We start from the raw sequence: 12,848 nt of genomic DNA on the forward strand, positions 1-12,848 counted from the left end.
CCTCAGCTTCGGCTTGCCTGCCGGTCGCGGATCAGCGCCGGGCGTGGGGCGCCCGGCGAATCGGCGTTATCCGCGCGAGCTACGGCACGCGTGGGACCAACCGCGCCCGTCGCCTTGTCGAGTTCGACATGCACCGCCGTCACGGCGTCGCCTTCTCTTACGAGCTGGCTGCCTTCCACGATCACCTGGTCGCCATCGGCCACGCCAGTCCGCACGAGCCAGTCGTTGCCGACCTGCCGCGCACCGGTCAAGGTCTGCTCCACCACCTTGCCGTTGCGCACGAAGAGCGCCGTGGCCTCGCCGCGCAGGCCCCGGCTCACTGCGCGCTGCGGGATCAGAAACGCGTGGGGCGCAGTGCCCTCGTCGACCCATGCCCGCACGTACATGCCGGGCAGCAGCAGACGCGCGGGATTGCGCAGCACGGCTCGCAGGACGTAAGTGCCCGTCGCCTGGTTCACGCTCGATTCGGCGAATTCGAGTTTGCCGGCGTACGGATAAAGCGTGCCGTTCTCGAGTTTCAGCCTCACGCCCACGCCGGAACCCGCCGACTGAAGACGTCCCGATTCGATTGCCTCGCGCAGCGCGAGCAGACTCGCGCTGGACTGCGTGAGGTCCACGTTGATCGGATCGATCTGGCGGATGGTGGTCAACGCTACGGCCTGACCCGCCGTGACGAGCGCGCCTGGCGTGAGCGAAGACCGGTCGATGCGGCCCGAGATCGGCGCGCGGATGGTGGTGTAGTCGAGCGCGATTCTCGCCGTCTCCACGGCGGCTTTGGCAACGGCTACGTTGGCGCGGGCCTGCGCGAGCACGTCCGCCGCGTCTTCGTATTCCTGCTTGCTGACGGCGTTGCGCCTGACGAGGTCGCTATAGCGGTCGGCCTTCGCCAGCGCGCCGGGCACCGCGGCCTCGGCTTTCACGAGCGCTGCACGTGCGCTGTCGTACGCAGCCTGATAGGTCGCCGGGTCGATCTGGTACAGCGCCTCGCCGGCCTTCACCTCGCCGCCTTCGCGGAAAAGACGCTTCTGGATGATGCCCGTGACCTGCGGACGAACCTCGGCCTCGAGCGAGGCCACCACACGTCCCGACAGTTCGGTGGTAAGCGGCACCGCCTGCGCACGCAGCATCACCACACTGACCTGCGCGCGCGGACTTTCCTGTGCGGCGCCTCTATTCGCGGCGCCACCGGGATCCTTGCATGCAGCGAGGGACATCAGCACCACCGCAGCGGCCACGCCCTTCGCGATGTGCTTGCCTTTCATGTAGAACACGTTCTCTCCAGTACTTCACAGGTTTTCAGGCGCTTCATCCGCGTGAAAAAAAGCCGACCCGGAAAGCGGTCGGCCAAATGGCTCCTGGCACTCCGAGGGTCTGGCCGGAGCCTTGTGCAAACAGCGTTCAATTCATTTCTCGCGCTCGCATGTGGGTTTGCATCTGTGCTTTCACAAAATCCGCAATCTCGATGCGATGCCGCATATGCGCGAGGAACGGCTAGATCATCGGAGCGCAGCGCCCATATCGTGTTGAGATACTGTTGAGATTCAATGGAGACAGGGCCGTTGCACGGATTTTTCGTATTCAAATGCCATCCATCGAATCTCGATTAAACGTCCATAATCGGCTGAAATAATTGGCCCGCTTCCTCAAGAGCAACAGCTCTTTTTTTCACCGGCCACAGGCCGGTATTTTTTTCGGCATTTTTTGGTTAACGGTCCTAAATAAAAACAACCATCGGCCGATAACGGAGAAAGGTTGCCCGATAACGATGCAATTTCCATCGCCGGCAACCCTGACCGCACGTTATCCATCTCTTACTTTCAAGAGGTCACCGATGCTCAATATCAATACCAACATCCTGTCGCTGACGACGCAGACAAACCTCTCCGGTTCACAAAGCGCCCTGTCGCAAGCGATCAACCGCCTGTCGTCGGGCAAGCGTGTGAACACCGCCGCGGACGACGCCGCCGGTCTCGCCATCGCCACCAGCCAGACCGCTGCCATCAACGCACTGAATCAAGGCGTGATGAACGCGAACAACGGCATCTCGATGGTGCAAACGGCCTCCGGTGCCATCTCGTCGACCGTGGCCAACCTGCAGCGCATTCGCCAGCTGGCCGTGGAATCGGGCGACGGCTCGCTCGGCTCGGCAGCGCAAGCGAACCTGCAAACCGAAGTGGCCACGCGTCTCACGGAAATCAACCGGGTGCAGACGCAGACCACGTTCAACGGTCAGGCCGTGCTCGGCGGTCTGGGCAGCGTGAACTTCCAGATCGGCGCATCGGCGAACCAGACGATCACCGCCAGTTTCGGCTCGACCACGTGGAACGCGGCAGGCCTCGGTGTCTCAGGTGTCGATATCTCGACCACCTCGGGCGCGCAGAACGCCATTACTGCAATCGACGCAGCGCTCTCGCAAGTCAACAACTTCCAGGCAACGCTGGGCGCAACGCAGAACACGTTCCAGTCGGCCATCAGCAACACGCAGACGCAATCGACCAACCTGAACTCCGCGCGGGCGCAAATTGTGGACGCGGACTTTGCTTCGGAAACGGCGAACCTCTCGAAGGCGCAAGTGCTTCAGCAAGCCGGTATCTCGGTGCTTGCGCAAGCGAACTCGCTGCCGCAGCAGGTGTTGAAGCTCTTGCAGTAAGCACAAAAAACGGCGGCACGCGGGGACACCGCGCGCCGCCCACGTGCTGCGAGCGTCGTTTTTTTCTTGCTCCGCTTCTATTGAACCCGCATCGCCTTACCGGCGATGCAGCGTCCCCGGCATGCCGGCCCCGCCGAACAGCTGGTTCAGATAGCGGGTGTTGTTCTGCATGGTGGTCATGAGCACGTTGAGCGCCTGAAACTGCGCGTTGTACTGCGCTTTCAGCGTGTCCTGGTAGCGCTTGAGCTGCGTCATATGGTCCGTCAGCTTGCCCAGGTCGGCGTTCAATGTGCGCGTGCGTTGATCGAACGTGCCGCTCGGCCTCGTGTACGTATCGATGAACGTATTCAGCTTCACCCCGATGCCGTTCGTCGAGTTGAACAACGCCGACACCGCGGAGCCCGCGCCCGCCAGCGCCTTTTGCAGCGTTGTGGCGTTCACGGCAAGCGTACCGTCATGTTGCAGGTCGATGCCGATGGACGAGAGGCTGTACGTTCGCCCTCCAACGGCGACACCGCCGCTGATCAGGCTGCCAAACCGATTGGTGATGGCGTTGGTCATCGCATCGCCCAGCAGCGGCCCCGCGCGCGAAGCCAAAGGCTGCGACGCATCCCAGGTCAGGCTCTTCTCCGTTGCAATGTAGTGGTTGTAGGCGGCGACGAAATCGGTAATGGCCTTCGTTGACGCTGTCGTATCCCGCTCGACCGAAACGGTTTGCGTGGTGCCCACGGCCTCTGCGGTCAGTGCGAGCGTGATGCCGGTCAGCGCTCCCTCGACGGTGTTGCTTGCGCTGGTTACGGTATTGCCGTCGATGGAAAATTTCGCGTCTTTTCCCGCAGTGATTTGCGTAAAGGCCGACGTATTGAGCTTCGCGCTGAGACCGCTGCCCGCCGATATCGAAATCGTGCTTGCAGCGCCGGTCTGCCTTGCCGTGAGCACGAGATGCTGGCCGTCCGTCGCGGTGACGATAGCAGCCGAAACACCCGGGTTGTCTGCGGCCGCATTGATCGCTTTCGCGACGCTCGCGAGCGAACTGCCCGTGGCAACGTTGATCTGCATCGTGCGGCTGCCCACGCCGACCGTCAGCGTGCCGCTGCCAGGGCTCGCATCGCGCGCGAACGCCTGCGACGAAATCTTGTTGGCGGTTGCAATGTTGGTCACCGCCACGCTGTATGTGCCGGTCGCCGCGCCCGTCTTGACCGTCGCCTTCAGACCGCTTCCGCTCACGGCCACCGTGAGCGCGTTGAGCGCCGTGCCGTCTGTGAAGCCGCGCAACGCGGATTGCAGCGAGGCAAGCGCAGCCTGAAGCTTCCCCACTGCCGAAAGCTCCACGTTGTCCGCGGTCTGCTTCCGGCTGAGCATGCCCGCTTGGCCCGCGGTCTTCGCGGTGACGAGCGCGGCCACCAGCGTATCGACGTCGATGGACGAGCGGGTCGCGCCGCTGATCACAGACTGCGTTGCTTGCCGGATCAATGCGCCGGTATCGCTCGAGGAAGGGGCGGTCGTCGTCATGCGCATGCTCCTGTCAGGCGGTGTGTGTTCCTGCTCCCGCTAGTGACGCATGCTTCAGTTGAGGCTCCGTCGAGTTTCTATGGATATCTGATGAATTTCGCCTTCTGACCCGCCTCTCATGCAACGCGCGACGCCTGCGCGTCGAGATACCGTCGAGATTCCATGAACGCCGTTGTGCGCCGCTGCGTTCCACCTCAGCATGTTCGCAGCCGGGCGGCCGGCCTTCGATGGTCGCCAGCATCATCCCAACGCGGGCGGCTTCAACTGGAAACGGAGACCATCATGGGTTACCAGCAAGGACTGAGCGGACTGGCAGGTGCATCGAAAGACCTCGACGTGATCGGCCACAACATTGCGAACGCGCACACAACCGGCTTCAAGCACGGCCAGGCGCAGTTCGCCGACATCTATGCAAACTCGGTTGCCACGGCGGTGCACAACCAGATCGGACTCGGTTCGCGGCTCGCCGGCGTCGAACAGAATTTCTCGCAAGGCACCATCACCACGGACAACGTCGCGCTGCACGTTGCCATCAACGGTAACGGCTTCTTCCAGATGTCGAACAACGGCGCGCTCACCTACTCGCGCGACGGCGTGTTCCAACTCGACCGCAACGGCTTCGTCACGAACGCGGACGGCCTGAAGCTGATGGGTTATGCGGCCAACGCGAACGGCATCGTGGAAACCGCGAACACGGTTGCGCTGAAGGTGCCGACGACGAACATTGCGCCCACCGCCACGAGCACCATCACGGCGAGCCTCAACCTGAACGCGCACGATGCGCTCAAGCTCGGCACGCCCACCGTCACCGCCTCGGGCGCGCTCGCGAGCAAAGGCGCAACGATCACGGACGGCACGCAAGGCACCAACGCGGACACGTGGACCCTGACGTTCACGAGCCCCACCACCTATAACCTGACCTCCAGCGCCGGCGCATCGCAAACGGGACTGAGCTACGCCGCCAATGCGCCGATCAAACTCGGCATGGGTGAAACCGTCACGCTCACCGGCGTCGCGGCAGCGGGCGACAAGGTCACCGTGACGCCCAACCCGATTGCCTTCAACGCCGCGGACAGCACCACGTACAACTTCTCGACATCGGTGCCCGTATACGACTCGCTCGGCGGCCAGCAACAGGTGTCGATGTATTTCGTGAGGAAAAGCGCCGGCATGTGGGACGTGTACGCAGGCCAGCCGGGCAACGTGCCCAGCACGCCCATCGGCAGCGCGAAGTTCGATACGTCGGGCAATCTGACCGGTACGGTAGACGCTTCTGGAAAACCGACCACCACGGCGCTTGCGTTCAACTTCTCCGTGACGAACGGCAACGGTTCCGCCACGCCGCAACCGTTGCTGCTGAAGCTTGGCGGCACAACGCAGTTCGGCAGCAAGGACGGCATCAACGCGCTGGCGCAGGACGGCTATTCGGCGGGACAGCTCGCGAGCTTCACGATAGGCAACGACGGCACGCTCACAGGCCGGTACACGAACGGACAGACCATGGCGCTGGGCCAGATCGCGCTCGCCAACTTCGCGAACCAGAACGGACTGGTGAATCTGGGCAACAACCAGTTTCAGGAGACGTCGTCTTCCGGCGTCGCGCAAATATCGGCACCGGGTTCGACGAACCACGGCACGCTGCAAGGCGGGGCAACCGAAAACTCGAACGTCGATCTGACGAACGAGCTGGTCAAGCTGATCACCGCGCAGCGCAATTACCAGGCGAATGCGCAGACCATCAAGACACAGCGCATGGTCGATCAGACGCTCATGAACATCTAATGCGCCGCAAGACGTGCGCGAGTCGTTCCTGCCGCAAACGCGCGCAGGAACGACGGAAATTCAACTCATCGATCCAACGAGTTCGGCATACATGCCGGAGCGCGCGACCAGGTTGTCGTGGTCGCCGCGCTCGACGATGCGCCCCTTGTCGAGCACGATGATCTGGTCCGCGTCGCGCACCGTCGAGAGCCGGTGTGCGATGGTGATGGTCGTGCGATTCTTCGCCAGCGCGGCGAGCGCTTCTGCGAGCAGGCGCTCCGTTCGCGTATCGAGCGCGCTGGTGGCTTCGTCCAGCAGCAGAACAGGCGGATTGCGCAGCACGGTGCGCGCAAGCGCGAGGCGCTGCTTTTCGCCGCCCGAAAAGCGATAGCCGCCTTCGCCCACGCGTGTCGCGTAACCTTGAGGCAGCGAGGCGATCAGGTCGTGGACCTGGGCCACGCGCGCGGCGGCCACGAGTTCGTCGTCAGTGGCGTCCGGTTTCGCGAAACGCAGATTATCTGCAACCGATGCGTTGAACAGATACGGCTGCTGCGTGACTACGCCGAGCATCTCCGTCAGCGATGCAAAGCTCAGATTGCGCACATCGACGCCATCGTAAGTGATGCTTCCGCCCTCCACGTCATACAGACGCGCCAGCAGATAGGCCAGCGTGGTCTTGCCCGAACCGGTGGGTCCGACGATAGCCACGTGGGACCCTGCGGGGATGTCGATGCTGACATCGCGAATCGCCGGTACGTCGCTGCCGTCGTAGCGAAACGTCACGTTTTCAAGGCGCACGTTGCCGCGCATCGCGGCGCGCACCAGCGTCACGGCATGCGGACGTTCCGTGATACCAACGGGTTTGTCCAGGTACTCAAAGATGCGCGCAAACAGGGCGCGGGCGGTGCGTAATTCGACGCTCGCGGCAAGAATTTCTTCAAGCGGCCAGAACAATTGCTCCTGCAACGTGATCATCGCCACCAGCGTGCCAATGGTCATTGCCATACCGAAATCCATGAAGGCCGCTCCAGCAAGCAGCGTGAGTGCCGGCAACACGGAGAGCGCGAAGTAGACGAGGCTCCATTCCCACTGCCCCGCGGAGTGCGAGCGCACCTCGAGGTGCGCCACGTCGCGCGACGTGCGGGTGAATCCGCCTAGCAAATGACGAAGACGGCCCGTGGTACGCGCAAGCACGATGCCGCCAACGGACAGCGACTCGTGGATGGTCGACGACAAATCGGCAATGCGTGCCTGCTGCTCGTGCACGATAGCTTCACGCATGAGGCCGATCCGGCATTGCAGCCACGCAAGGCCCGGTATGACGGCGAACGAGAGCAGCGCAAGACGCCAGTCGAGCACGAGCATGGCGATCGCTGTCATGACGACCACGCTTGCATTCCGGGCGGCCTCGACCGCGGTGTGCGTGACGAGCGCCTGCAGACCGCCGATATCGCTGGCAATGCGTGCCTGAATTTCGCCCGACCGCGTGTTCGTGAAGAACGACAACGACAGATTCTGCAGATGCCCATACACGCGCACACGCAGGTCGTGCATGATGGCTTGCCCGATCCGGGTCGAAACGAATGTCTGAATGGTGCTCGCCACGGCCGTAGCCGCCGCGATGGCGACCAACGCCGCCGCAAGACCCAGGAGAAGCCGGAAATTGCCTTGCGGAAGCGCTTCGTCGATGATGCGCCGGATGATGAAGGGGTTGGCCACGCCTGCAATGGAGGCGAACACCATCAATGCCGGCACGACGGCAAACTGAAGCGAATAGGGCTTGAAAAGCGCAAGTACTCTGCGCAGGAAAACGTGCCGTGCAGCAGGCGCGTGGCGACTCATGGAACACCTCAGGTTGACGAACTGACGCGTTTCGTCAGCACGTGCATCTTCGGTTGGCTGTCGCCACAGCGCATGGAGGTTCGATGGAGATTCGATGAAGACTCGCGCCACGACCGCTCATACAGTGCACCCATATAGCGGCTATGGCGATCCGGACGCACAAAGAAAAAAGGCCAACCCGCAGGGCTGGCCAGGGAGGCTCCGATACTCACGGACCAACGCCCGGAGCCTCAGGCAAACAACATCAGACTTCGGGGTCGCGCTTCGGCTCGCACATTGGCTCGCACATTGGCTCACGCATCGGTTCACGCATCGGCTCATATACCTGGCAAAACGAAAGGTTCGACATGGGCCACGAATTGCCGGTGCTATCCGTCAGAATCCAGTCGCCTGCCTTCACTTCGCGCCACCCGTCGGGCGTCGCGATCATCCACTTGCCGCCGCGAAACTGAACCCGAGGGTGCTTTTCAGGAAAAAACCACCGGCTGGCTTCGACAACGACACCATCCCGCCTGCGAAATCGCATCCCCGCACCTCGTATCGTTTTTCCGATATTTTGTCTGACCTGCCGCAGCAGTCCTGCCGTGTTTCGTACCACGTATTGACCGCTATACAGGCGTGCGCCCATCTTAGGCGCGTGGCCGCCAAAGAGTGTTGAGATACCATTGAGATTCCGTGGAGACCATTAACCGGCGCCCCGCCCTGTGCCAGCATTACAGGCGTAAGCAGCCGAATGCGCGCTGTCGAGACCCGAGATAGAAGCATGAACAATGCGCTGATCCTGATTGCGGAAGACGAACCGGAAATTGCCGAAATACTCGATGCGTACCTCGTGCGCGAAGGGTTTCGCACCTACCGCGTGACCGATGGGCAAACCGCCATTGATGTGCACCCCGTACTGAAGCCGGACCTCGTGCTGCTGGACGTCAAGATGCCGAAGAAGGACGGCTGGGAAGTGCTCGTCGAATTGCGTCGCCGCAGCAATACGGCCGTCATTATGCTGACGGCGCTCGATCAGGCCATCGACCGCCTGCAGGGCCTGCGTTTTGGCGCAGACGACTACATCGTCAAACCCTTCAATCCCGTGGAAGTCGTCGCGCGCGTGCGGGCCGTGTTGCGGCGCGTCGGCGTTTCGCGCTCGCCAGGGCTTCTACGCGCCGGCAAGCTCGAAATCGATACCGAGCGATACGTGGCCAAGGTGGTGAGCGAGGCCGGCGAAGCGCCGCTCGCGCTCACGTTGACCGAGTTCCGGATATTGGCCCACCTCGCGAAATCGCCCACCCGCGTATTCAGCCGCGGCGAACTGGTGGACGCCTGCCTGCCCGGCGGCGACGCGCTGGAACGCACTGTGGACAGCCACGTCTGCAACCTGCGCAAGAAGCTCGACCAGGGCGGTGCACCAGGCATGATGTCGGTGGTGCGCGGCGTCGGCTACCGGCTCATGGAAAGCTGATGCCGACTCAAGAAGGGCCGATGCCGCAGCGCAACCGGCTGAGCCGGCAGATCGTGATGTCGATGGGGCTCGTCGCGGTCATCACGACGCTGATCGCGTTCGTGGGTTCGTTCGTGATCTACGGTTTGCTCTATACGTTCATACCTCTGCCGCCGGGGCCGCCCGAGGACATGCTCATCCCGCAGGCGCCGGACTACCTGATCTTCGCCGCGCTGCTGCTCGTGGCGCTTATCGTCGCGGTCATCATTGCCTTGCGCCTCGCGAGGCGCATTCTCGCTCCGCTCAATTCGCTCGCGGAGGGCGCACGCCGCATCGCGGCAGGCGACCTCGCCGCCCGCGCCGTGCCAGGCGATCGCTCGCTCGGCGAAACGGCGCATCTGGTAGACGACTTCAACACGATGGCAATGAAACTGCAGGACATGGCCGCCGACATGGCGGCCTGGAACGCGGCCATCGCGCACGAACTGCGTACGCCGCTCACCATCCTGAAGGGGCGCCTGCAAGGCCTGAGCGACGGGGTATTCCGCCCCGACGAAGCGCTGTTCCGTGGGTTGCTGTTTCAGGTGGAAGGCCTCTCGCGTCTGGTGGAAGACCTGCGTGTCGTCACGCTGCAAGACAGCGGCCGCATGCAAATGCGCATTGAGCCAACCGAGATCGGCGCCGAAGTCGAGCACGCCGTCGATTCGATCCGCCCGGCGCTGGAGGAAGCCGGCCTTCGCGTCGAACTCCATATCGTGCCCGTCATCCTGCGTTGCGACGGTCCGCGAATCCGGCAGGCGTTGCTCGCGTTGCTCGATAACGCACGTCGCTATGCGCATGCTGGCCGGCTGCGCATCGAGGTGGAGCCCCGCGACACGCATGTGGTGCTGCGCGTGGAGGACGAAGGCCCTGGCCTCACCCCGGAATTCGCACGCCACGCCTTCAATCCCTTTACACGCGGCGACGCATCGCGCTCGCGGGAGTCCGGAGGATCCGGGCTCGGTTTGTCCGTCGTGCGAGCCATCGCCATGGCTCACGGCGGCGAGGTACGTTACGTTCAGTCGAGCGTGGGCGGCAGCATCTTCGAAATCGATATTCCGCGCGCGCCGCTTCCCGAACCGTGATACCGCATGCAGCGTGCGGAACCTGTTTAAGGCGTGTACGTGCCCAGCCGCCGATAGTGCTCCGCCGATACCCGACGCAGCCGCGCGGCCAACGCTACACCGAGCAGCACCGCGAGCGGCACGAGCGAACACAACGCGTCGGCCAGCCAGCCGCTCGCGCCCGTCAACACATCGAAGTGCCTGATCGCTGTAATGAGCACGTAAGTCAGCAGCACGCACGAGACGGCGGGCAATGCCTGCGTACGTACCCAGCTCTCGCGCGCGGCGGAATGAATTCCCGAGCGCCGACGAAAGAAGCCGATCACGGCTGCCGAGGTAATCGCCATGAGCAGGATCACGCATAGCGTCGCCACGTTCGAGAGCCAGGCGAACAACTGGAGCACCGGGTCCGCGTGCAGCAGCGCGAATATGCCCACCACAACCGCTGCAATGAAGGATTGCAGCAGCGAGCCGACGTGCGGGCTCTGATGTCGCCCGTGTGCACGTCCGAGCACTTGCGGCAACAAACGGTCGCGTCCGCTGGCAAAGAAATATCGGGCCGCGGAGTTATGAAAGGCGAGCAACCCGGCGTAGATGCTCACGATGAACAGCACACGGATCACCTGCGTGAGGCCATGCCCCGCATAGCGGTCGGAAAGGCCGTAGATGAACGTAGTCGGATCCTGCATGGCTTGCAGCGCAGGAACGATCTTGTTCGCGCCGGCCCCCACCACCATGGCCCACAGCGAAAGCGAATAGAACGCGCCAATGAGCAGCACGGCCGCAAATGTCGCAATGGGAATGGCGCGCTTCGGGTCGCGTGCTTCCTCGCCGTAGATCGTGGTCGCTTCGAAGCCGATGAACGCGGCGAAGCAGAACAACAGCCCGATAGAAGGCGAACCGCTCGATACGGCCGCGGGTTTGAAGGCATCCAGATTGACGCCCGCTTCGCCGCCTTTCAGCAGGATGCACGCGTCGAGCACGAGAATGGTCAGATACTCGGCGGTCACCATCACGGAGAGCAGGCGCGCCGACAGATCGATCTGCCGATACCCGAGTATCGCGACGCTCGCCAGCGCCATGAACGAATAGACCCACCAGGGCAACACGAGATGGAAAGCCGTTGAAACGGTGTCCGAAACAACCGCGCCAAAGAGACCATAGACGCCAATCTGCAGAATGTTGTAGCAGAACATGGCGAGCATGCCTGCGCCACCCCCCAGAAGGCCACCCAGGCCGCGGCACGAAAACGCGTAGAACCCCCCGGCATTCGTGACGTGGCGCGCCATCGCGGTATAGCCGGCCGAGAACGTGAGCAGAATGCCGAGCGTCACGAGCAGCAGCGCGGGCGTGCCGGGTCCATTGCCGAGCATGATGCCGATCGGAAAGCCGCCCGCCAGCACGCTCAACGGGCTCGCCGCCGAGACGACGAAAAAGATGATGAATCCGATACTCAAGGCACCTTGCCTGAGCCCGGGATGCGGGGCCTGCGTCTGCTGAAGCATTACGTCTCCTCCGTCATGTGTCGGTATAGTCGGGCCAGCGCACCGCCCGCAGTTCCGCTGCCGAAGAGCGAGGCGAAGCGCCCGCTGACGATCCGGCTACACGAACCCGATATTAGAAGTCCATTTTTCGCGCTGTTATCCCGAATCGGCACAATGCAGGATTGGCGATAAACTACCACGCCATAAATCGAAATTTCCCTGCTGAAATCCCGCAATATGAGCCTGCCGGGCAAGGTCGAAACTGACCGCAGCCGCCCTTGCTACGGCCTTTCTGCACAATACATTTCGCTACGGACCGTTCATGTCGAGCCTCACCAAAATGCTCTCCATCCTTGACGTCTTCTCGTCTTCGGCCATGTCGATGACGGCAGAAGGCATCGCCGAACACATGGGTTTCTCGCGAACCACGTGCTACCGCTACGTTAAGGAACTGGTCTCCGTCGGCCTGCTCGTGAGCCACAACGGCGCCTACACGCTGGGGCCGCGCATCATCCATCTCGACTACAACATGCGCCAGTCTGACCCGATGCTCATGGCCGCCACACCGGTGGTGCAGAAACTCGCGCAGCTGACGGGCGGCGACGCACTCGTGTCCACCTTGTACGACGAACAGATCATCAACGTCCTGCACGAAACGGGCGTAGAAAACCTGCAACTCGGTTTCGGGCGCGGACGCATCATGCCGCTCTTTCATGGTGCGTCTTCGAAAGCCATCGTCGCCTCGATGTCGCGTCCCCGGCTCAAACGTCTACATGAACGACATCGCGCGGAAATGGGCGAATTCGAAGACTGGACCGCATTCTGGCGGCATTGCCAGCACATCGTGGAGAGCGGTTACTGCCTTTCGCGCGGCGAACTGGACCAGGGGTTCGTCGGTATTGCCGCGCCCATTGCTGCCGCGAGCAACGGCGACATCAACAGCAGCGTGTCGCTCGTGTTTCGTGAAGAGCATTTCTCGCTGTTCGACCAGAGCGTGCTCGGCAAACTGCTCGTCGACGCGGCCACGCGCATCGGGCAGGCCATCTGAACCGTCGATACGCGTC

10 protein-coding genes are annotated in these 12,848 nt (G+C 62.6%); 5 read left to right on the forward strand and 5 right to left on the reverse strand.

The genetic code is table 11. From position 1 onward, the window contains the following. Positions 1-2 precede the first annotated feature (2 nt). Positions 3-1,262 (reverse strand): efflux RND transporter periplasmic adaptor subunit, encoded by a 1,260-nt coding sequence (locus PXJ20_RS23940; RefSeq protein ID WP_421032640.1) that lies wholly within the window; start codon positions 1,260-1,262, stop codon positions 3-5. Between the two features lie 569 nt (positions 1,263-1,831). On the opposite strand from PXJ20_RS23940, the gene PXJ20_RS23945 reads away from it, so the two are divergent. Continuing rightward, positions 1,832-2,650 (forward strand): flagellin domain-containing protein, encoded by an 819-nt coding sequence (locus PXJ20_RS23945; RefSeq protein WP_017775057.1) that lies wholly within the window; start codon positions 1,832-1,834, stop codon positions 2,648-2,650. Between the two features lie 96 nt (positions 2,651-2,746). On the opposite strand, the gene fliD is transcribed toward PXJ20_RS23945, so the two are convergent. Continuing rightward, on the reverse strand, positions 2,747-4,162 hold the full coding sequence (gene fliD, locus PXJ20_RS23950) for a flagellar filament capping protein FliD (RefSeq protein WP_421031880.1): 1,416 nt from the start codon (positions 4,160-4,162) through the stop codon (positions 2,747-2,749). Between the two features lie 282 nt (positions 4,163-4,444). Between fliD and PXJ20_RS23955 the strand changes: the two genes are divergently transcribed. Continuing rightward, on the forward strand, positions 4,445-5,944 hold the full coding sequence (locus PXJ20_RS23955; protein ID WP_421031879.1) for a flagellar hook-basal body complex protein: 1,500 nt from the start codon (positions 4,445-4,447) through the stop codon (positions 5,942-5,944). Positions 5,945-6,004: 60 nt separating this feature from the next. Here PXJ20_RS23955 and PXJ20_RS23960 read toward each other — a convergent pair whose 3' ends face one another. Together PXJ20_RS23960 and PXJ20_RS23965 are read right to left on the reverse strand one after the other, a co-directional pair. Then, complete coding sequence (locus PXJ20_RS23960; RefSeq protein WP_421031878.1) at positions 6,005-7,765, reverse strand: ABC transporter ATP-binding protein; 1,761 nt, start codon at positions 7,763-7,765, stop codon at positions 6,005-6,007. Positions 7,766-8,009: 244 nt separating this feature from the next. Beyond that, entirely contained in the window at positions 8,010-8,393 is a 384-nt protein-coding gene (locus PXJ20_RS23965; RefSeq protein WP_421031877.1) for a hypothetical protein, read from the reverse strand. Between the two features lie 135 nt (positions 8,394-8,528). On the opposite strand from PXJ20_RS23965, the gene PXJ20_RS23970 reads away from it, so the two are divergent. Beyond that, positions 8,529-9,218 carry a response regulator gene (locus tag PXJ20_RS23970; protein WP_017775052.1) on the forward strand — a complete coding sequence of 230 codons (690 nt, stop codon included), beginning with the start codon at positions 8,529-8,531 and terminating at the stop codon, positions 9,216-9,218. After that, complete coding sequence (locus PXJ20_RS23975) at positions 9,218-10,321, forward strand: ATP-binding protein (RefSeq protein ID WP_126877013.1); 1,104 nt, start codon at positions 9,218-9,220, stop codon at positions 10,319-10,321. The genes PXJ20_RS23970 and PXJ20_RS23975 overlap by 1 nt, the downstream gene beginning before the upstream one ends. A 26-nt stretch (positions 10,322-10,347) precedes the next feature. Here the strand turns inward: PXJ20_RS23975 and PXJ20_RS23980 are convergent, their stop codons facing one another. Further along, positions 10,348-11,805 carry an APC family permease gene (locus tag PXJ20_RS23980; protein ID WP_017775050.1) on the reverse strand — a complete coding sequence of 486 codons (1,458 nt, stop codon included), beginning with the start codon at positions 11,803-11,805 and terminating at the stop codon, positions 10,348-10,350. 301 nt (positions 11,806-12,106) lie between these two features. Between PXJ20_RS23980 and PXJ20_RS23985 the strand changes: the two genes are divergently transcribed. Further along, positions 12,107-12,832: an IclR family transcriptional regulator gene (locus tag PXJ20_RS23985; RefSeq protein WP_421031876.1), complete on the forward strand. Its 726-nt coding sequence runs from the start codon at positions 12,107-12,109 to the stop codon at positions 12,830-12,832. Positions 12,833-12,848 lie beyond the last annotated feature (16 nt).

The sequence above is a fragment of the Paraburkholderia sp. A1RI_3L genome, assembly GCF_048957895.1.
GTDB lineage: Bacteria > Pseudomonadota > Gammaproteobacteria > Burkholderiales > Burkholderiaceae > Paraburkholderia > Paraburkholderia kururiensis.

Bases quoted from the DNA above. Each gene is read 5' to 3' on its own strand.
- PXJ20_RS23940 (WP_421032640.1), bottom strand. From the start codon at position 1,262: ATGAAAGGCAAGCACATCGCGAAGGGCGTGGCCGCTGCGGTGGTGCTG.
- PXJ20_RS23945 (WP_017775057.1), top strand. From the start codon at position 1,832: ATGCTCAATATCAATACCAACATCCTGTCGCTGACGACGCAGACAAAC.
- fliD (WP_421031880.1), bottom strand. From the start codon at position 4,162: ATGACGACGACCGCCCCTTCCTCGAGCGATACCGGCGCATTGATCCGG.
- PXJ20_RS23955 (WP_421031879.1), top strand. From the start codon at position 4,445: ATGGGTTACCAGCAAGGACTGAGCGGACTGGCAGGTGCATCGAAAGAC.
- PXJ20_RS23960 (WP_421031878.1), bottom strand. From the start codon at position 7,765: ATGAGTCGCCACGCGCCTGCTGCACGGCACGTTTTCCTGCGCAGAGTA.
- PXJ20_RS23965 (WP_421031877.1), bottom strand. From the start codon at position 8,393: ATGGGCGCACGCCTGTATAGCGGTCAATACGTGGTACGAAACACGGCA.
- PXJ20_RS23970 (WP_017775052.1), top strand. From the start codon at position 8,529: ATGAACAATGCGCTGATCCTGATTGCGGAAGACGAACCGGAAATTGCC.
- PXJ20_RS23975 (WP_126877013.1), top strand. From the start codon at position 9,218: ATGCCGACTCAAGAAGGGCCGATGCCGCAGCGCAACCGGCTGAGCCGG.
- PXJ20_RS23980 (WP_017775050.1), bottom strand. From the start codon at position 11,805: ATGCTTCAGCAGACGCAGGCCCCGCATCCCGGGCTCAGGCAAGGTGCC.
- PXJ20_RS23985 (WP_421031876.1), top strand. From the start codon at position 12,107: ATGTCGAGCCTCACCAAAATGCTCTCCATCCTTGACGTCTTCTCGTCT.